We start from the raw sequence: 20205 nt of genomic DNA on the forward strand, positions 1-20205 counted from the left end.
TAAAATTATGGTTATGTGGTTAGTTAGCCTTGGTGTTCCAGTGCTTTGGTCAATGGGTTGTTGAGCATGTCATCCATGTCAGGCAGCATCCTTGATGTGCTGGCATCTGTACTATGGCGAAACTTGGCTAAGTTCAGCCCGATGCGTAAAATTCTCGGCTTAAACAGATCAAACTGTTCAAACCTCGGTTGGTACTCTTGATGGGCGGCCATGTAAGCTTTCAGTCGGTCACCGAGCAGGCGGTAAAACTGCGGCTCGGAGAAGCCCAATTTGGCCACTAAGGGCGAAATAAAACGTAACGTGGTAACAAAATGCCCGGTTTGTAAGTCATGAATAATCAGGTGTTCTGGCAGGCGAACGGTGACTTTTTTCACGCTGTCATCCAGTGAAGCCTGTTCTGGATACTCACTGCTGACTAAGCGCATGTCGCCTTGGAAATCCTTGAGCAGAATGCGTTTCGGAGCGTGGTTCTCCAGCACTAAAGTGACGTTCTGCCCATGCGCAATCAGCGAGACACCGTATTTACACAGCAAGTGGTAATAGGGAATGACCACCGCATCAAACAGTTTGCTGAGCCAAGCTTCGAGGGTTAACCCAGAGGCTTGAACGTATTCTGCAATCAGTGGTTGACCTTGATTGTCACTTTCCATCAGTGCCGCCATTAAGATGGCGCGTTCACCGGCTTTTAATTTGGAAGCCGCCGATTCACGCCAAATCACACCGAGCAACTCGTGGTAGCGATAGGGTGCATTGGGCAGCAGTGCATAGTCCGCTTGAGCGGCGAAGGCGGCTGCGGGTTCTTGCAACACTTCGGCCTGTTTCGCGGTAAGCAGGGGATCAGACTTAAAGACCTGATCTATCCAGTCAGAAGCCGTAGGGCCGGCCAAAATGTAGCGCCCCGGAATCCCGCGGTAGCAGGAGGTGTTCATTACCGTGAGCGGCAATTTGATGTCGTAACTCGCAGGACGAGTGACATTGCTTAAGGTACGCAGTGAGAGTTGAGGCAAGAAGTGATCGCCAAACTCACCTAAATACACCAACTGCTTAGTCGCGATTTCACGTACAAACAGCAGTGCCAGTTTATTGCTCCACTGCCAAGGATGAACCGGAACATAACGATACTCATGCAGTTCAAGTTGATAGGAAGCCAACAAACTGTCCATCTGCTTGATTTCATCGGGCGCGATGGCGCTTTGCAGTAAGGCTTGCCATGTGACTTCATCGTTGGTGGCGAGCTGCAAAATCGAGTGATGAACCGCGACCCAACCCAGTTGGAAAGCGCGTTCCGCTTCTGGTGCATACCGCTTTAAATCATCACTGCCCCAACCGCGGCGGCCTTTATTGAACACAAATTTCGGATGTCCATCAAAGTAGGTTTGCTGTTGCTCGCACGGCAGCATGGCCAGATCTCGCGCCATCATGGCTTGCTTGCGCTGCATCAGCTTGCAATCACCGAGTAAGGTGGCATTGAGATCCTCGAGATGTTCTGCGAAGGCGTCATCCGGCATCTTGAGCAGAGGTTGCAGATCGCGCATCAATAGCGCGGCGGAAATCGGCTGCTCCGCCTCGATGTCGGCATGGCGAGTAATGGAAGTCGGGTCAATCATGACCTGCCCCCAAATATTCTCTTCGCCAGCAAAGCAATAACGTGTGCCATTTTCTAAGTTGAGCTGATAACCCTGTTCGGTTGGCTCAAATTGAAACGCTTGCTCATAAGCGAACTCACTGAGGATTTTGCCCACCATCTTCTGATTGGCGACTGCCCAGTAACGATGTAGCGCTAACTGTTCCATTACCACCGCTCCGCAAAAAACTGTTCACGGCTCAGCATCAACAATGCCGAGCGTTTATGGGGGAAGTTGAACTCAAAACACTTGCGGTAACCCAGTGGCAAGATGCGATTAAATAAGCGTTCATTGTCAGAACGAGGCTCAAGCACAACGCGGTTGGTGCGAACATCGTCAATAAACAAGTAGTGGCTGATGGCGCGCATCCAAGCGTTGAAAAATTTAGGGCCGCGGAAGGCTTGCTCGCCGACAAGCAAATGGATACCACGGTCATAATTCTCTACTGCGTAGTACGGGCTGAGTCGATCCTCGGCAACCCAATAGGCTTCCACATAACCAAAAGGTTCACCGTTAAATTCGCCAATCAGCGGAATGATGTGTGGATCAGCAAGGCGCTGCTCAAGAAATTCGGCGAGTTTTTCTTCACTCCATGCTTGTTCCCAAAAGTGCGCCACGCGAGGGTCGTTCATCCAGCGTGTGAAGCGTTGCCGATCTTTATCCAGCTCAATCACTCGGAAACTGACGTTCAACTCGGCATCAAAATCATACCTTTGGTACACCTGGCCTTGCGGCATAGGCGGACGTAAAGGGTGATGGCGGTACTGGTTGTTGGACTGAATAAGCTGCAGTGGGAAATTGCTTGACGGTTTGTGTTGGTGCCAAGCGAGTGGCAATTGGTAAAAAGCGCAGCGAGATACCTTTTGATCAATCAAAGGTAAGAGTTGCTCAATCCAGGTTTGAATCTCAGAGTCACGAGTCACCACTTTCAGCGCTTCAATCTGTTTATCTTGGCTGAACAACTGGTCAATTTCGCGCACGAGCTGCGGGGCAATTTCAGAGCAAACCAAATCACTGGCGTGCAGGGTTAACTCAATAATCGGCTGTGGATCGGTGCTAAAAATAAAGGTATTGAACTTAGACATGAGCAATTTCCTCAATACGAGCCAGAGGGTTAGGTAAATCGAAATAGATCACAGCCGGATCAGGAATGGAGTTTTCATTAAAGTTTTGTAAGTAACAGAAAAAGTTACCTTTACAGCACAGCGCTTCACTGGTCAGTACATAGTGCAGGCAGAGATCATCCTTCACTCCGCTCTGCAGTAGAGCGTTGAGGTTGTGATACAGAATCTCGATGAGCTCACTCTCTTCCACATCCAAATTCGCGCAGATCGCAGAAATCAGATTGAAGGTGGAGTTGATGATGAGGTAGTAAGCGAAGTAGCGGCGTACTTTGTCTTGGTTCCAGTAGTTTTCGAGCGCTTCTTTTTGATCGCCAAGTTGTTCGCCAAACAGCTTAAATGCCAAATCGGTATAGCCAGTGCCTTGGCAGTCGCGATAGTACATACCCACTGGGAAGCCTTGCTCTAACTGCATGACGATATTTTGCTGGTGGGCTAAAAACACAATCCCCAAATTGGCCTGCAAGTGGAATAAAGGCACAACGGCATGGCGGCAATAAGCATCAAACCATAGGCTAGCTGCTTGGTGTGAAGAAAGGTGTTGTTGTGTGGCGTAATGCTGAATGCGCGCCGCCACAAGGCTACTGCCACCATATGGGTTTTGTTGGGTGAGCGTTGCCAATACCACGGCTTCTTCTGCTGGATTATCCATCAATGGATTGTCTCGAAATGCCACAAGACTCTCGTCAATGATTTTGCCGTTCAGATCTTTCAGTCCGATGTAGGCAGGTTCTTGCATCAACTGGAAACCTCGTCCGTTACCGAGCTGTTGTGCCAGCTGAGGATGCTGGAACAGATCATTGAGTCGTGTTCCACGAATCACTTCTTTCAGTGACAGGTTACGGATGGAATTGGTGAGTTTGACACTGAGCGAGAACTTGAGCATGTAAGGCAAACCCGGCGCGTAAAGTGAGCGCGTGGACGAGGTCGGATACCAAGTTGCACCGAGTTGGCCTAGATTCTGGATTTGCTTGGTGGCGATGTAGCCTTTTATTGATGGGTTCTCTGCCATGACATGCCATTGCCATGGATGTACGGGAAGCAGCCCATGACCTTGTTGCTGCGCACTCTGCAAAGCTTCAACTAATTTGGGGTCGTGCGCGACGAGTGCTGCAAATCGTTGGTTGAAATGAATGTCAGCAGAGCTACCGCTAGTGAGAAGTGATTGTTCGACGCTCAGCCAGAAGAGTTTGAATTGACCACCGAGTTCAGGTGAGTAGAGTTTGGCATCATTCAGGCTAAATTGTTCACGGCTTTTGGGGGCAGGGTGGAAAGAGTGGCCGATCAATAACCCTTGTTCTGCGGTTTTAAAATCCAGTTGTTCGGTAAATAACTGCTCTTGATAGGGAGAGTGTTCGATGGCCTGTTCAGTGTTGCGATGACTTTCTAGAACTCGTTTAGTGAAAATGGCTTTTTGCGTTTCGCTGACTATGCCGACGAGTGCCGGCTCGTTAACTATGTGTTCAATGAGCTGTTCAACACTCAGCGTTTTAATGCTGTCTTGCGTATGCAAAAGAGCAGGTAGGCAATATTCATGGCTCCCAAGGGAAGAAAAATAACTGAGAGGGATATTAATGGAGTCTGAGTTTGCCAGAGGGAGTCGATAAACACGTTTTCCATCTTCACCACAAAGTAGTTGGACTGATTGACTCTCACGGGCTAATGAATTGAGAAAACACGCGATAGAAGGTTCATTTGTGTTGGCCCAATCGTTTGATTTTTCGAGGTTAATCCGCTCGTTGTTGCGATGCATTCCGTTTCTCGCCGTCTTATTAATCAAAATGTACGGTAATGCTAATTATTATCATTTGCATGATCAATAGGTTTTTGTAGATTTGTGCGAATTTTTTGTTAAAAAAGTAATTGAATAATTAAATCAGTTTGTTAGATGTGTGTTGAGAAGGCAGGTAATGAGGAAATAGCAGAGAAGGCTAACGGCGTAGCCTTCTAGAAGATCGCATACGGTTAACGCCTCATCAGATACAGGAAGTAACCACCACCGATCAGTGAAGCGAGCAGGCCCGCCGGGAATTGCCAAGGGAACCAGATATTACGTCCAACCCAATCCGCCAGCACCATCACGATTGCACCGAGCAAAGCGGCGGTTAGCATTTGTGCGCGCGGTTGGTATTGGTGTAGCGAGCGTGCCATATGGGGTGCCAGTAAGCCGATAAAACTCAAAGGGCCAATCACTATGGTGCAGAGTGTGGTGAGGGCAGCAACAAGCAGTAGTAAAACCAAGCGAACTCGAGTGGCGTTCATGCCAAGGCTTCGGGCGGTTACCTCGCCCAACTCGATAATCGCAATCCATCGTTCGAGCAACAGTGCCACGCTAGCGACTAGCCCAACGCCTATCGCCAGTAAATAGATATCGGCAGTGGCAACCAGATAGGTGGAGCCCGAAAGCCAAGTGAGCAGCGCCGTGGCGTTGTCATGTCCTGAACTCATCACAACACGCAGCAGGGCATCCAGCCCCGCGCTCAAGGCTATCCCCGTCAATAAGGTTTGGCTTGGTGCAAAATTGTGTTTGCGCCCGATAAGCCAAATCAAAGAAGTGACGGTCAGCGCGCCTAATGTCCCTAGCAGCATCTGTTCATCACGTTCAATCGCGATACCGAATGTACTGCCGAGCACAATCGCCAGTGCGGCTCCGGAGCTCAGCCCAAGCACTTCTGGGCTTGCCATAGGATTATTGGATAGACGTTGAATGAGGGTTCCCGCTAATGCCAGTCCAACTCCCGCAAGGAGTGCGGTGAGCACACGAGGAGCGCGAAGCTCCAACAGCATTGGATTAAGAGTTAGGCTCCAGCCCGCTTGCCCTTGCCCGAACACTAACGCGCACAGGGTTACTATGCTAAGTAGGCCAAGCATAATGAAGAAAACTCGCGTGGTACTGACTTTTCGATAATGCTCAACTGGCTCTTCGCGAGCGCGAAGCTCGGAAAGAAGTTTAGTGCGTTGCAGTAGCCACAACAGGGAAGGCGCACCCAGTAAGGCAGTCATCGCGCCAGTGGGCAGCAGTTCTCCCCCCACGCCAGAGAAAGGTTGAATGGCTAAATCGACAACCAACAGTATCAGTGCGCCAATCACGCCACTACTCAGCAATTGGGCGGTGAGTTGTCGGATGCCGAGCAATCGTGCGATGGCTGGAGCAACGATTCCAATAAAACCGATCAAGCCCACTTCACTGACCACGGCCGCGGTAATGAATATCGCCAGCCCAAGACAGAGTAGTTTGATCTGCTTGATGTTGACTCCCAAAGACGAAGCCACGCCATCCCCAAATTGCAGCGCGGACAGTGGGCGTTGCAGCATCAGTAGTAGTAATGTTGGGAGAGTGATTAAAGGCAGTAGAACTTGCGTGCTATTCCAGCCATTTTGGTTGAGTGCTCCCGCTCCCCAAACAAAAATACTGGTGAGTTTTTGCTCGTGCAGCATCAGCAGCATGGTATTGAGTGAGCCAAAGAAGAGGCTAACTACCATACCCGCTAAGATCATGTGCAGTGGAGCAAAACCACGGCTGGCACTGAGCAAAAACACCAGCCCAGTTGCGAAGCAGCCACCTAAAAATGCAGGTATGAAGTTAGGTATCGCCAACCCCGTTGGAAGCAGCAGCAAACTCAGTACCATGCCGAGTTCTGCCCCCGTGGCCACACCCAGCGTGGTTGGTGACGCTATCGGGTTACGCAGTACAAACTGCATGACACAACCTGCTACTGCGAGGGCAAAGCCACATAGTAGCGCAACACAAAGCCGTGGCAGATAAGTCAGGTAGGTGATCACATGCTGATAATTGCTCTGGTCAAAGTGCCACACGGTATCCCAAATGAGACTAATACCTTGTGAATAAGGTGCTGTCGTCTGCAGCAAAACGGCAATCAGACAGAAAACCCCAACTAAGAGCAGAGTGTTTGTTGGGAGTTTCATTTTGTTGGGGTGGGGAAGGTTCACAGTATTCATCATTGTGTGACTAGCAGCTCTGCGATGTGGTCACTAAAACGCTGCGCGGCAATAAGGCCACCAAAGGTCCAGATTGGAGGAAGCTCATAGACAGCATTTTCGCGCGTAAACGCCATGACCTGCCATAGCGGAGACGTTTGTAGCACTTGGCGATCTTGTGGTTTGAGTGGGCCAAACAGCATCACATTACTTTGCTGATGTTCGGCGAGCTTTTCTAAGCCCGTGGTGGTAAAGCCCCATATATTGGTCTGATCTTGCCAGCTATTTTTGAGTCCCATGGCAGAGATAGTGGCACTAGCAAGTGAGCCTTGACCATGTATGCGCAAGGTTTTGTCGTTAATAAAACGTACGAACAGAAGGCTTTTGGTTGTTGGGGATTTTGCGCGAATTTTCTCGCCATTGGTTGTCAGTTTGGCTTGGGTTTCCGTAATCACTTGCTCTGCTTGCTGCTCTTTTCCGAACAACTGACCCAAGGAACGGGTGATGGATTCTGCTGTTTTTAATGGCTGTTTTTGCTCCCCGTAAAGGGTAAAGACCACCACAGGCGCGATTTTATTGAGGGACTCATAAGCGGCAGCCATCTGCTGACTCATCAAAATGACATCGGGCTTGAGTTCGCTCAGTAGTTCGATATTGGGTTCACGTCTTGAACCGACGTTCGTTACGGTTGGATTCAGTGCAGGCTCAACCACCCATTCTTGATAGCCTTTGGCATCCGCTACGCCTTGTAGCGCCACACCTAAACTGAGCACGGTTTCGGCTAATGCCCAATCCAGTGCAACCACTTTCTTTGGTGGCGCTGAGAAGGATGCGCTGCCCATCTCATGCTGAATGTCTAAGGCGTATGCATGAACTGCCAACATGGAAACCAGCAGGGTGATAAACGTCTTCACAACAGAATCCTTTTCTACGTTGTTTAAGGGATATAGCTAATGGCTTGCCCTGTGCGTGGGTGAGGAAAAAGCGCCAGTTCCATGCCATAGATTTGCATCAAAGTATCGTGATTCATTAACTGTTCTGGTGTGCCTTGTGCGATGACTCGGCCGGAATGAAGAGCGATAAGATGATCACTGAACTTGGCGGCCATATTCACATCATGCAGCACCATGATCACCGTGAGCGCTAAGCTTTGGTTCAGTTCGCGGATCAGAGCCAACAACTCATGTTGATGTGCTACATCAAGGGCTGAAGTAGGTTCATCAAGCAAGAGGGTTTTACTTTGCTGGGCGAGTAACATGGCAACCCAAGCACGCTGCCTTTCTCCACCAGAGAGGGTGGCAACGAAACGATCGGAAAATTCACTCAAGCCCACTTTGGTAATCGCTTCATCAACAATGGTGTAGTCTCGCGCATCGTAACGACCCAAAGCTCCTTTCCACGGGTAGCGGCCAAAACAAACCAACTCACGCACCGTAACCCCAGTAGTCAGTGGTGGATGTTGGGGTAAATAAGCCACTTGGTGAGCAAACTCGATATTATTCAGGTTATGGACAGGCTGGTCGCCATAGAAAACGTGGCCTGAAGTAGGCTTATTTTGTCTGCTGAGCAGTTTAATGAGGGTAGATTTACCACAGCCGTTATGACCGAGTAGAGTCGTGACCTTGCCAGACTCGAATGTCAGATTAGTGGTTGAGAGAATAGGCTTCTCATCAATGCTAAATGAGGCGTCGACAAGTCGAAACATAATGTAATGGAAAGTTGATTTATTGGTTATTAGCAGGTTATGTTAGCACATCAAAGTATAAATGATAATTGTTTTTATTGTCATCACGTGTGTTATTAGACCACCACATTGATGGCTTAATACGGCTCAACAACAGTGACTATCACTATGTTTCTTTTGAAAAAACAGTCTTCCCAATTGGGGGTGATTGGCTTGGCAGCAGCGTTAATGGGGATTGGCCAAAACGGACTTTTGGTTTCACTGCCTTTTTTGGTCGAACAATCGGCGTTTGACCTTCCCACATGGTCTATTTTGATCGCACTCGGCAGTTTTTTGTTTTTGCCTTCGGCGCCATTTTGGGGGCGGGTTAGCGACAAACATGGCCCTAAACATGTGGTAATTCAGGCTCTTGCCGGAATGGCGATGAGCTTCTCTTTACTCGCTCTATTTGCTATGGCCAGTCGAGATTACACTTCAATCTCAACGCTGTGCTTGATGGGGCTAGCAGTAGCACGCGTGATTTACGGTTGCACTGTTTCGGGGATGGTACCTGCTAGCCAGCACTGGGCGATAGTGTTGTGTGGTGAACAACATCGGTTGCAAGCCATCACCTCCGTCAGCATTGGGTTGAGTGTGGGGCGTTTGATTGGCCCCGTTATTTCGTTGTTAGCGCTGAAAGTGTCACCATTCGCGCCCTTATTCATGATGGTGCTGCTCCCTCTGCTTGCACTTGTCGGTACTTACTTCCTACCTGCACCGCAGGTTTCTACGCCAAATAACCGTCCTTCTTCTTCTTCTCTGCCTTGGCTGCCTAGTCGCTGTTTGTGGCGTTTTCTCGCCAGTGGATTACTGCTGTGTACGGCCATTTCATTACTGCAATACAGCTTTTCACCACTGCTCAGCGCACTGACCGATTGGCCGACGAGCCGCATTAGTGATGCGATTGGCTTGCTTCTCACTATTAGCGCGGCTTGTACTTTTGTGACTCAAGTGATGGTGATTAAGAAAAAGAAATTGTCACCAGAGCAGATGTACCGCTTTGGAGCAGGGCTGTTGGTCGTGGGTTTGGCTTTATTTTTAGTCACCCAAGTTTGGGTATTGGCCTTGGCGATGGTATTAACGGCATGTGGTGCGGCATTGCTTGTTCCTGCTTATACCACTGCGGCGACCACTCAGTATTCGGATGCTCCAGGTGCCGTCGCGGGTTACATTTCCATGTCACACACAATTGGTTATGGTTTAGCGTCTTTGTTGGCCTTTAGTGCAACGCTTTCACCCCATTATCCGATCTACCTATGTCTTCTATTCGCGTTGCTGATTGTGTGGACGGCTTTTTCCTCTGTCTCACTTAAGTCCGCTCATGCCGCTGGGGGCTCTTAGTTTTATTGTCAGGATGCCTTGGACAGTTTTGACAGAGTTGGCGCCCTTGGCACTTATACACCAAACAACAACTGGTTCGAATGTGAGAGAGAGTCTGAGCCTCAGGGTTGTAACTCAAGGATTGCGCTAACTTGGTGGGTAAACCACAGGCTTCTAACCATAAATGAGCTTGTTCCAGTAACGCCTGCTCAGAAAGGTGGGGGTAAAACGCCTGGAATCGGGTTAAGCAACCCAACACGCTGTCGGCAAAGAGATGCTGAGTAAATCCGGGACGGATGCGTGTCCACTTCGCCATCTCGTGACGAAAATATTCGAATAGTTCAACCAGCTCTTTGCCAGCTTGTGCAATCAATTCTTGTGGCGCGCCTTGACGATATTTCAAGGAATTGAAGTGAAAACCAGTAACAAACTGGGGTTGAGTGTATTGGGCGATGGAAGATAACTGCGGTAAGCCACGGCAAGCATAAATCGCCACAAAAGCCACATAGATAGGTTGCCAGCACAGCAGCGTCCAAGTGCGCGTTAACCAGTAGGCGGCGCCCGCTTCTGGGTGGGTTTCTTGCAAATTTCGATAGAGAGTTTGAATACGCTCAGAGCAGGAGTGATCCCATTGAATCACTGGTTCTGTTTCAGGGGAATCTGATGCCCATTGACCTTTGAGATAAGGCGTGACTTGGCGGGAGTGTTCAAAGAGTTTGGCGAAGAAAACAGGATCAGTCATGAGATCGGCATCTGGTAATGCATGAATGCAGGCAGCTTAATGAAAGATGAGTTTTGTTGCAATTAATTCTCATTACCTTGGTTGATTGGCGGTAAAGTGTTGCATGAAAATGAACACAGGCTGTGCGACCTCTCGGTTTTTTTTATGCCCCCTATTTACAAAGACATCAGGTGGTGCAAGGATCCGCGTGCTCAGGGAGAGGGAAGTCCAAACTAGATATCACCGTCCTGCCATATTACCTAATATATTCAACCGCTTATCCGCATTTTTAGTTGATTGAAAATCGCCGTCTATTGCCGATTTTTTTGCACTGAAAATGCAGGGAGACTACCCATGAAACGCATCCCCGCATTGGACAGCATCCGAGGACTCTTGTTGGTGTTAATCACCTTCAACCATCTCATCTGGTACAGCGGCGGTACAACCATTCTGCAAATCTTTACGCATGAGCCTATCGGCGTATTTGGTGCGGCAGAGGGCTTTATTTTTATGTCTGGATTACTGGCTGGCATGGTTTATAGCCGCCGTGAGTATTCTGACCGTCAGGCGACCAATAAAGTGTGGCATCGTGCTTTCACGATCTACAAATACCACATGGCCGCACTCTTTATTGCCATGTTGTGGTTCTTATTGGGCAGCCACTATTTTGCCGAGCAAGTGACTGTGTTTGGTGGCAGCTTTAGCAACCTGCCAAACATGCCGTTTATGACCATGCTGATGAGTTTCTTGCTACTCAATAAACCCGCTTATTTGGAAATTTTACCGCTGTATATTATGTATATGCTGGTGTTTCCTTTGGCTCTGTATGGGTTTCGCCGTGGCTATCTCAAATGGATACTCGCGCTGAGTGTGGTGATATGGGCGAGCAGTGGTTGGATTCAATCCTCAATGTTAACCCCTATGTTTAAGTGGCTTTCGGCGGAATACATTCCTGAGCTGGGTTACTTTGATCCGTTTGCTTGGCAACTGCTGTTTTTCTTTGGTGGTGCGCTAGGCTACAGCAAGCGTCAAGGCGATTTGGCTTGGTTTCAGCCCAAATTAACGTGGCTGTGTGCTGGTATCGCCTTGATCATTTTTATGGCCTATCGTGATCTTTTAACGCCACTTGGTATTCCCAAGAAAATGGTGTACGCGGCATCGAGTAAACCAGAGCTTGGATGGTTACGTGTACTGAGCTTGAGTGTGTGGATCTACTTAATCTCCGTTGTGATCCGTTTTTTCCCTACCGCGTTAGTGTATGAGCCGCTGAGTTATCTTGGTCGCCATTCATTACAAGTTTTTACTTGGCAAACGGTACTGATTTTTGTCACGGCGCCTTGGCTTCTGACTACGCGCGAATCGATGTGGCACACGCCGATCATTCTGCTGCTCTGCACGACATTGTGGATTCCGGCTTGGTTACAAGTACAACGTAAAGATAAGTTGATGAATTTTTCATCTTCGGTCGTGACTGCGTTATCTTTGTTGTTGGTGGCGAGTACGACTTTCGTGGCTTTTCCTGAGCCGCCAAAAAGTGACATTGTGGCGATCAGTGATGAAGTGGTCGGCACTCCCTTAGCCAGTGGCGAAGCTCCGAGCACGGAACTTTTGAATGAACCCTCCACGGGTGATGAAACACCGTTAAACTAACGGAAGACGCTTGGCGGCCTCAGTGATTGTCACTATCGATGCGAATCACCACCGCATCTGGCCGCCAATATTCAAACTCTGCATCCATTAAGCGCCCCTCTTGCTGATAATTGATTCGGCAAATTTTCAACACAGGCTGACCTGCCGCTAAATTCAGTGCTTTCGCCACATGGCTAGGCGCTGAGGTCGGGATCACTTCAAATATTGAACGGCAGGTTTGGTAGCCGTACTTTTCTCGATACAGCGCGGTGAGCGATTGGCTTAAATCACACTGTAAGATGTGTGGAAACAGTGCCGCTTTCAGTAAGTTTTCGACAAACAGTACGGCACGCCCGTCAATGCTGCGTAAACGTTCAATAATATGAATGGGCGTAATGTGCTGAATGGCCAATGCTTTGGCGTATTCACCGCTGGCCATCTCACTGCGTGTGCTAATAACCCGAGTGGTTGCGCTGCGATGTTGCTCATGAATCATCTGGTGGAAATGGCAACGCGAGAGTGGGTTGTAGACAATACGATCGGGTGAAACAAACCATCCCCGCCGCTCTTCACGATAAATCAATCCTTCGGTTTCCAGTGCAATTAACGCGTCTTTTAAGGTGATTCGCGTGGTGCTAAAAAGTTCGCTGAGCTCGCGTTCGGAAGGCAGTTTCTGTCCTTGAGACAGCACACCATCTGCAATTTGTTGGCGCAAACTGTGAGTAATTCGACTTAATTGGGTCGAGCCCGCTTTTCTCATCTTCTGATCTAGTCCAATGGAATGATGTGTATTGAGCATAGTGGATGCAGATAACAGATTGATGACAACAAGACAGGCTGAGAGCAGTGGTAAAGCAACCAAAGTGTCATCAAAAGCGAACAAAAGTGTCAAATAACTGCTGATAAATCGTCACATTCTCGGCTTAAGGTAACGGGTAGAACTTACTGACCTAGTCCAGAAGGATGGAGACAATGAAAACGTTACTGAGCCGTTCAATACTACTTTCTACAAGCCTGATGATGGGCATTTCAGCCAGTGCCATGGCAAAAGATGCTGATCTGAATTCTTTGATTGAAGCTGCGCAAAAAGAAGGTGCAGTCTACAGCGTAGGTATGCCAGATAGCTGGGCGAACTGGAAAGATACCTGGGTTGATTTGCAAACCAAATATGGTGTGAAGCACCAAGATACCGATATGAGTTCGGCGCAAGAGATTGCTAAATTTGAAGCGGAGAAGAAAAACGCAACCGCTGACATTGGCGATGTGGGTTTTGCATTTGCGCGTGTTGCGGTAGAGAAAGGCGTGACTCAAGCGTACAAGCCATCAACATGGGATGAAATCCCAGCGTGGGCGAAAGATAAAGAAGGTCACTGGGCGTTGGCGTACACAGGAACCATCGCTTTTATCACCAATACTCAACTGGTGAAGCAAGTGCCACAAACGTGGGATGACCTGCTCAAGGGTGATTACAAAGTCGCCGTCGGCGATGTCGGTGTGGCGGCTCAAGCCAACAATGCTGTGCTTGCTGCTGCTTTTGCCAAAGGGGGGAACGAGGCGAACTTACAACCCGCGCTCGATTTTTTTGCTGAATTAGCTAAGCAAAAGCGCCTTTCATTTACCGATCCGAGCATCGCGAATCTGGAAAAAGGTGAAGTCGAAGTCGCGATTCTGTGGGATTTCAATGCACTGAGCTATCGTGATCAAATTGACCGTGAACGCTTTGCCGTTTCAATTCCTCAAGACGGCTCAGTGATCTCCGGCTATACCACCGTCATCAATAAATTTGCGAAAAACCCTAACGCGGCGAAATTAGCGCGTGAGTACATTTTTAGTGACCAAGGCCAAATTAATCTAGCGCAAGGCTACGCTCGTCCTATCCGTAGCAATGTTGAATTGCCAGAAGCGGTACGAGCTAAATTGTTGGCGAATGACCAATACCGCAATGTGCACCCTGTGACGGATTTTTCCGCATGGGAAAAATCGGCACGCAAACTGCCTCGCCAGTGGCAGGAATCGGTTCTGATCCATCAACAATAAGAGCTTGTTATGAGTCATAAAGTCATCCTCGTTGTTCTGGATGGACTCAACTATCAAGTAGCCCAACACTGTTTGGGCTACTTGCAAGCCTTGGTTGAGCAGCAAAGAGCAGCGGTTTATCTCGTCGAAAGTGAGTTACCGTCTTTATCTCGTCCTTTGTACGAGTGTTTACTCACGGGAGTTCGCCCGACCGATAGCGGCATTATCAGCAATCAAGTGGTTCGACGCTCGCATCATGAGTCTATTTTCAGCCTCGCGAGAGCCCAAAATAAAGTGACGGCCGCTGCCGCTTATCATTGGGTCAGTGAGCTTTATAACCGCGCGCCCTACGACCCCATTCGTGATCGCTTTACGCAAGACACATCACTCAATATCCAACACGGTTGTTTTTATCATTGGGACCATTATCCGGACGAAGCGTTATTGCTCGATGGAGAGTGGTTACGTCGTCAGCATGATCCGGATTTTCTGTTACTACACCCGATGAATATTGATGATGCCGGACACCAGTTCGGCTTAGATTCAGCACAGTACCGTAATAGCGCAAGAAAAATGGACTCTTTATTAGGTCGCTATATTGAGCAGTGGCTCAATGAAGGCTACCAATTGCTGATCACCAGTGACCACGGTATGAATCAAGATCGCTCACACGGTGGAACCTTGAATGAAGAACGCCAAGTCCCCCTTTATTTGTTAGGCAGCCAATTCAGTTTGCTACCCGCTACTGTCAAACAAACCGAGATCTGTGGCTTGGTTTGTCAGCTATTGGGATTAACGCATGAAAAACCTTGGCCGATGGGGGTGTTACAACCATGAAAGGATCAATGAGCATGACGGAAACCTCCCAAATGGCGGAAGCCAAACCGAATACGGCACTCAAGGTGATACAGCATCGCTTATTACCCGCCGTGTGGTTGCTGCCGTTTGCAGTGCTGTTCTTCTTATTTCAGTTAGCGCCTATGTTATGGGTGTTAGTGAACAGCTTTTTGGCACAAGGCGAGTGGGGATTCGACAATTATTTCGAGGTGATGAATTCCGCGTTCATGCGTCAAGCGTTTACCAATAGTTTGTGGTTGTCACTTTGGTCGGCAGTGATTGGCTTAGGTTTGGCGGTGTTGTGGGTGGCGGCGTTGCGGCGCGTGAACAGTAAAATTCGCGATGGGGTTATTGCCTTTACCAACATGAGCAGCAATTTTGCCGGAGTGCCGTTGGCATTCGCTTTTATGATTATTTTAGGTACCAATGGCGCCGTCACGCTGCTCCTCAAGCAGTATGGTCTGCTGGGGGAGTTTGACCTGTATGGCAGGTGGGGACTGCTCGCGATTTATATCTATTTCCAGATCCCGTTAGCCATGTTGTTACTGTACCCAGCTTTTGATGCCTTGGATGATACATGGCAGGAAGCTGCGGCGTTATTGGGTGCCAGCCATCGGCAGTATTGGCTGAGCGTCGCGCTGCCGGTGTTATCACCCGCGCTACTGGGTACCTTGATCATTTTAGTGGCCAATGCCATGGGTGCTTACGCGAGCGTGTATGCACTGACATCGGGTAATTACAACCTGATCACCATTCGTATTGCCAGCCTCGTTTCGGGCGATTTATTTCTAGAACCTAACCTCGCCGCTGCGATATCGACCTTGTTGATGGTTATTTTGGCGCTGTTTACGGTTATTAATCAGTGGTTGATCGGCCGCAGTGTAAGGAGAAGTCGCGATGCAGCCTAATGCTTTTCGTTATCGTGTAGTGGTGTACGGTTTTGCCACACTGATGCTAGTGCCGATTGTTGCAACCTTTATTTATTCGATCTCAACCCGTTGGGGGGCAACGGTGCTGCCCGATGGGTTAACGTTTGATTGGTATATCAGTTTGTTCTCTGATCTGCGTTTTCTCGAAGCTTTTGGGCGCTCTTTATTGGTGAGTTTTGGCGCTTTAGCACTCAGTGTGGCGGTGGTGTTACCCGCGATGTTTGTGGTGTTTTACTATTTCCCCAAATTAGACCGGCTGATGAATCTGTTGATTTTGTTACCCTTTGCTGTGCCACCTGTGGTGTCATCGGTGGGTCTGTTGCAACTCTACGCTGATAGCCCAATTGCAGGTAGCGCGTGGATTTTGATCGGGACGTATTTCACCATTGCTTTGCCGTTTATGTATCGTGCGATTGCCAATAATTTTGCGGCGATTCACTTACAGGATTTGATGGATGCCGCTCATCTGCTCGGTGCTACGACTCGGCAAGCCTTCTTTTTCATCATCGTACCAAATTTGAAGAAAGGGCTCCTTTCTGCGCTGTTTTTGTCGTTTTCATTCCTGCTCGGCGAGTTCGTGTTTGCCAATATTTTGGTTGGGACACGCTATGAAACCTTGCAGATTTACCTCTACAACATGCGCCAAACCAGTGGCCATTTCACTTCTGCATTAGTGATGACCTATTTTTTGTTTATTTTTCTACTGACTTGGCTTGCTGCACGCTTGAGCCGAGGAGGACAAGCATGAGTTATGTAAGTGCATACCATCTAACGAAACAGTTTGCGGCGAATACGGTCGTGAATGATGTCTCTTTTCAAATTGAAAAGGGGGAACTGATCACCCTACTTGGTCCCAGTGGTTGCGGTAAGTCCACTTTGTTACGCAGCCTAGCAGGCCTTAACCCTCTCGATAACGGTGAAATTTGGGTGGATGGCGAGAACATGACGGATCTGCCACCTCAACAGCGTGGGATTGGCATGGTCTTTCAATCTTACGCTCTGTTTCCCAATATGACGGTAGAGCAAAACATTGGGTTTGGCCTGAAGATGAAAAAAGTGCCAGCGGCTCAAATAACCAAACAAGTGAAGCAAGTGATTGCACTGGTTGAGCTGCAAGGTAAAGAGCACCAGTACCCGCATCAGTTATCTGGCGGACAAAAACAGCGGGTTGCTCTGGCACGGGCTTTAGTCACTCAGCCACGTATTTTGTTGCTTGATGAGCCGCTTTCAGCGTTGGATGCCAAGATCCGCAAAAGCCTGCGTCAACAGATCCGGCAAATTCAGCAAGAGCTACAACTGACCACGCTTTTTGTCACCCATGACCAAGAAGAAGCGATGATGATGTCTGACCGAATCTTCCTTATGCATCAAGGGAAAATCGTACAAACTGGCTCGCCGGAGCAGATTTACACTCAACCTGCCAACGAATTTGTCGCCAGTTTTATGGGGCACTATAACGTGGTGGACGCTCAGCAAGCGAAAGTGCTCCTCAACCTTGATACCTCGTTTAAAGTGGCGATTCGACCTGAGTCGATTTATGTGCGTGAGGCGGGGCGTCATTATGGAGAGCATGTTTCTGCACCAAAGCCTGCCGTAGTGCTCAATCATCAATTGCTAGGTAACGTTATTCGTTATCAAGTACAGGTTGATGAATGTGAGCTGACGGTCGATTTACTCAATCGTTCCTCACAGCGTTTGCTGGCGAAAGGGAGCCAATTAGAATTGATGTTTAATTTAAACGAAGTACAACCGGTGAGAGCCTGAAATGAGCAACCCCCTTTATGTGTTTGATTTGGATGACACCCTGATTGATGGGGACTGTGCGATGATTTGGAATGCGTTTCTTGCCGAGAAAGGCATTGCGACGGAGCGCAATTTTGTGGAAGAAGATAGAAGGCGCATGGCGCTGTACGCGCAAGGCAAGATGGATATGGCGGAATACATTGCTTTTGCGATGCAGCCGTTAGCTCTAGTGCCAATTGCAACGGTGCAAGATTGGGTGGAAGAATGCGTGTCACGCTTAATTGTTCCGAAACAATTTTCTCAAGCCCGCGAACTGATTGCGCGGTTAAAGCAGCAAGGCAATACCTGCATAATTATTTCCGCTTCGGTTTCTTTCTTAGTGAAAACAGTCGCTCAACGTTTTGGGATTGAACATGCGCTAGGAATTGACCTTGTGAACCACGACGGTTGCTACAGCGGTGATATTGAGGGCGTTGCGAGCTACCGCGAAGGTAAAGTGCTGCGATTGCAGCAGTGGTTAGCGGAGCAGGATGCAACCTACCACGACATTCATTTTTATACCGATTCCATCAATGATCTGCCGTTATGTGAGCATGCCGATTTTGCGTATGTGGTTAATCCTTGCCCGCGCTTGAAAGCTCAGGCTGAGCAGCAAGGCTGGCCCGTATTATCTTGGGCGGTGTAAGTGTTTGGGTTGCCACCCATCTTGTCGATGGGTGGCAAATCCGCTAACTAAAATAAAGCCAAACACCCACCCCAGCCATTAATGATCCTGCAATCCGATTGAGTAAGCGAACATGGTGAGCTTGGCTTAATAAGCGCTTTAGCCCTTTTCCACCCGTGGCATACAAGCTCATGCTGATAAACTCGGAAAGCAGAATGATGGCAACCAGTAACGTCAGTTGCGGGGCTAGGCTTAATGATTGATCAATAAAGGGAGGCAGCAATGACACCATAAATGCCCAGCCTTTGGGGTTGGCAATCGCCGTCACAAAACCTTGCACGAATAATCCCCAATCGCTGCCCTGGTAGGTCGAGGATTGCTCGAAATTGATAGCGAGTTTGCCGCGTGAGCGCCACATTTGAATGCCAAGATAAATCAGATAACTGGCCCCAACAATTTTGAACAGGGTAAAAATAGTCGGGTAACGCAACATGATCGCAGCAATCCCAACCACGGCAGAAACAGCCACTAAAGCCACTCCAAGTAGTTCACCCACCATCATCCACAGTGTTCTTCGATAACCGACGCTCATCCCCAAAGTGAGCGCTAAGGTCATATTCATACCTGGAGTAATCGAAACAAAAAAGAAGGTGGGTATAAACAGTCCCAAGAGTGCCGTATTCATCTATTCTCTCCCTAGCCAGAGGATTATTGTGTTAGTTCCATTAACAACAGATTCACAATATAGGCCATTTGAATAATGCGCAATCGGCAATTTACCGATGTTTTTTTATTCACCTCAAACCGATAGCGTTGTACATCGGGTATTTGCACTAACCTTAAGATGGTTGGGGTATTCTTTCATCGCAAGATACAATGGCCGTATTGAAACGAGATGGATAGCATAATGAAGAAAACGGTTTGGTTGAGCTGTGCGGCGTTGACTGCCATTTATTCTGGAGTGGTGTGTGCCGATAACGCAAAAAACTGGGAAACGTTCAGTGATATAGGTACATACAGTTTAGTGGGCTTGGCGCTTGTGGTGCCAGCTTATCAAAGCGACTGGCAAGGCTTTACTCAAGCTGGATTGAGCCTTGCAACGGCTTCCGGTGTTGGCTTGGTTGCCAAATCATTGATTGATGAAGAACGCCCAGATGGTAGCGGTAATGACAGTTTTCCGTCAAACCATACCGCGAACGCTTTCGCCGCTGCGACGACACTGAACATTCGCTATGGTTGGGAGATTGGACTGCCAGCATATGGTATGGCGGCGTTATCAGGTTTGGGTAGGGTTGAAGGTAATAAACATTACTGGCGTGATGTCCTTGCGGGCGCAGCGTTAGGAACGGTGTCAGCGTGGATATTCACCGAGTCGTTTGATGACTCGGTGCAAGTATTACCTTGGATTGAGGGTGACCAAGCAGGTATTAGCGTCACGATGCGTTGGTGATGGAGAGGGATGGTCCTTCCAAAGCTTGAATGGCGTCTCTCACTGGCTCTGGCAGCAGGGCTTTCTCACCTGTTTTAAAGTTAAACATCACGACCGTTGCACTGCCTAGTGTAGTCACTTTACCAAGTTTTTGGCTCACCACTTGGTATTCCATCGTAAATCGATCGCTTTGTACGGATGTAATGCGTGAACCAATCAGCAGCGTATCAGGAAAGGTGACGGGGATTTTATAACGCGCTTGTGTTTCCGATAGCACTGGGCCAACTTGGGTGCGTTGTAACTCTTCCATCAACTTAAGATGAGCGAAGTAATCAATTCGCGCGGTTTCAAAGTAGCGAAAGTAGACCACATTATTGACGTGTTGCAGCGCATCCATCTCTCCCCATGCGACCACGATTTTTGTGACCACAGGGAAATCTTTTAAAAGCGATTCCATGCCTTTTACTCGTGTTGTGATTAGAACAAATATTCTAACGGTAAATGGCGAT

At 48.5% G+C, this 20205-nt stretch carries 19 protein-coding genes; 9 read left to right on the plus strand and 10 right to left on the minus strand.

Annotation, left to right across the window (positions count from 1 at the left end; all coding sequences use genetic code 11):
- Positions 1 to 23: 23 nt before the first annotated feature.
- From EPB59_RS03765 to EPB59_RS03790, 6 genes are all read right to left on the minus strand, one after another.
- Positions 24 to 1793 carry an IucA/IucC family protein gene (locus tag EPB59_RS03765; protein WP_154171594.1) on the minus strand — a complete coding sequence of 590 codons (1770 nt, stop codon included), beginning with the start codon at positions 1791 to 1793 and terminating at the stop codon, positions 24 to 26.
- Complete coding sequence (locus EPB59_RS03770) at positions 1793 to 2710, minus strand: GNAT family N-acetyltransferase (protein WP_154171595.1); 918 nt, start codon at positions 2708 to 2710, stop codon at positions 1793 to 1795. The genes EPB59_RS03765 and EPB59_RS03770 overlap by 1 nt, the downstream gene beginning before the upstream one ends.
- The gene (locus EPB59_RS03775) at positions 2703 to 4499 is read right to left on the minus strand and encodes an IucA/IucC family protein (RefSeq protein WP_154171596.1); all 1797 of its coding nucleotides are present in this window, start codon (positions 4497 to 4499) and stop codon (positions 2703 to 2705) included. Before EPB59_RS03775 ends, EPB59_RS03770 begins: the two co-directional genes overlap by 8 nt.
- 212 nt (positions 4500 to 4711) lie before the next feature.
- Positions 4712 to 6673, minus strand: a complete 1962-nt coding sequence (gene fhuB, locus EPB59_RS03780; protein ID WP_241666226.1) for a Fe(3+)-hydroxamate ABC transporter permease FhuB — start codon at positions 6671 to 6673, stop codon at positions 4712 to 4714.
- Positions 6674 to 6705: 32 nt separating this feature from the next.
- Entirely contained in the window at positions 6706 to 7599 is an 894-nt protein-coding gene (locus tag EPB59_RS03785) for an iron-siderophore ABC transporter substrate-binding protein (protein WP_154171598.1), read from the minus strand.
- A gap of 23 nt (positions 7600 to 7622) precedes the next feature.
- The gene (locus EPB59_RS03790; RefSeq protein WP_154171599.1) at positions 7623 to 8390 is read right to left on the minus strand and encodes an ABC transporter ATP-binding protein; all 768 of its coding nucleotides are present in this window, start codon (positions 8388 to 8390) and stop codon (positions 7623 to 7625) included.
- Positions 8391 to 8537: 147 nt separating this feature from the next.
- Between EPB59_RS03790 and EPB59_RS03795 the strand changes: the two genes are divergently transcribed.
- Complete coding sequence (locus EPB59_RS03795; protein ID WP_154171600.1) at positions 8538 to 9749, plus strand: MFS transporter; 1212 nt, start codon at positions 8538 to 8540, stop codon at positions 9747 to 9749.
- Here EPB59_RS03795 and EPB59_RS03800 read toward each other — a convergent pair.
- On the minus strand, positions 9718 to 10470 hold the full coding sequence (locus EPB59_RS03800; RefSeq protein ID WP_154171601.1) for a siderophore ferric iron reductase: 753 nt from the start codon (positions 10468 to 10470) through the stop codon (positions 9718 to 9720). The genes EPB59_RS03795 and EPB59_RS03800 overlap by 32 nt on opposite strands.
- A 333-nt stretch (positions 10471 to 10803) precedes the next feature.
- Here EPB59_RS03800 and EPB59_RS03805 point away from each other — a divergent pair, with 333 nt between their 5' ends.
- Complete coding sequence (locus tag EPB59_RS03805; protein WP_154171602.1) at positions 10804 to 12099, plus strand: OpgC domain-containing protein; 1296 nt, start codon at positions 10804 to 10806, stop codon at positions 12097 to 12099.
- Positions 12100 to 12118: 19 nt separating this feature from the next.
- Here the strand turns inward: EPB59_RS03805 and EPB59_RS03810 are convergent, their stop codons facing one another.
- A complete protein-coding gene (locus tag EPB59_RS03810) occupies positions 12119 to 12838 on the minus strand; it encodes a UTRA domain-containing protein (RefSeq protein WP_154171603.1) in 720 nt (239 codons plus the stop codon).
- A 212-nt stretch (positions 12839 to 13050) separates the two neighbouring features.
- Between EPB59_RS03810 and EPB59_RS03815 the strand changes: the two genes are divergently transcribed.
- Genes EPB59_RS03815 through EPB59_RS03840 form a run of 6 tightly spaced genes read left to right on the plus strand, consistent with a single transcriptional unit; the run spans position 13051 to position 18288 of the window.
- Positions 13051 to 14115 (plus strand): ABC transporter substrate-binding protein, encoded by a 1065-nt coding sequence (locus tag EPB59_RS03815; protein WP_154171604.1) that lies wholly within the window; start codon positions 13051 to 13053, stop codon positions 14113 to 14115.
- A 9-nt stretch (positions 14116 to 14124) separates the two neighbouring features.
- Positions 14125 to 14931: an alkaline phosphatase family protein gene (locus EPB59_RS03820; protein WP_154171605.1), complete on the plus strand. Its 807-nt coding sequence runs from the start codon at positions 14125 to 14127 to the stop codon at positions 14929 to 14931.
- A gap of 32 nt (positions 14932 to 14963) precedes the next feature.
- Positions 14964 to 15839: an ABC transporter permease gene (locus EPB59_RS03825; RefSeq protein WP_195707091.1), complete on the plus strand. Its 876-nt coding sequence runs from the start codon at positions 14964 to 14966 to the stop codon at positions 15837 to 15839.
- Positions 15829 to 16608: an ABC transporter permease gene (locus EPB59_RS03830; protein ID WP_055030037.1), complete on the plus strand. Its 780-nt coding sequence runs from the start codon at positions 15829 to 15831 to the stop codon at positions 16606 to 16608. The genes EPB59_RS03825 and EPB59_RS03830 overlap by 11 nt, the downstream gene beginning before the upstream one ends.
- Positions 16605 to 17624 carry an ABC transporter ATP-binding protein gene (locus EPB59_RS03835; RefSeq protein WP_154171606.1) on the plus strand — a complete coding sequence of 340 codons (1020 nt, stop codon included), beginning with the start codon at positions 16605 to 16607 and terminating at the stop codon, positions 17622 to 17624. The genes EPB59_RS03830 and EPB59_RS03835 overlap by 4 nt, the downstream gene beginning before the upstream one ends.
- A 1-nt stretch (position 17625) precedes the next feature.
- Entirely contained in the window at positions 17626 to 18288 is a 663-nt protein-coding gene (locus tag EPB59_RS03840; RefSeq protein ID WP_154171607.1) for an HAD-IB family hydrolase, read from the plus strand.
- Positions 18289 to 18331: 43 nt separating this feature from the next.
- Here the strand turns inward: EPB59_RS03840 and EPB59_RS03845 are convergent, their stop codons facing one another.
- On the minus strand, positions 18332 to 18952 hold the full coding sequence (locus EPB59_RS03845; protein WP_055051049.1) for a LysE family translocator: 621 nt from the start codon (positions 18950 to 18952) through the stop codon (positions 18332 to 18334).
- A 222-nt stretch (positions 18953 to 19174) separates the two neighbouring features.
- Here EPB59_RS03845 and EPB59_RS03850 point away from each other — a divergent pair, with 222 nt between their 5' ends.
- Complete coding sequence (locus EPB59_RS03850) at positions 19175 to 19717, plus strand: phosphatase PAP2 family protein (RefSeq protein ID WP_032469437.1); 543 nt, start codon at positions 19175 to 19177, stop codon at positions 19715 to 19717.
- On the opposite strand, the gene EPB59_RS03855 is transcribed toward EPB59_RS03850, so the two are convergent.
- On the minus strand, positions 19701 to 20153 hold the full coding sequence (locus tag EPB59_RS03855; protein WP_154171608.1) for an acyl-CoA thioesterase: 453 nt from the start codon (positions 20151 to 20153) through the stop codon (positions 19701 to 19703). The genes EPB59_RS03850 and EPB59_RS03855 overlap by 17 nt on opposite strands.
- Between the last annotated feature and the right edge of the window lie 52 nt (positions 20154 to 20205).

Source organism: Vibrio metoecus, from assembly GCF_009665255.1.
GTDB lineage: Bacteria > Pseudomonadota > Gammaproteobacteria > Enterobacterales > Vibrionaceae > Vibrio > Vibrio metoecus_B.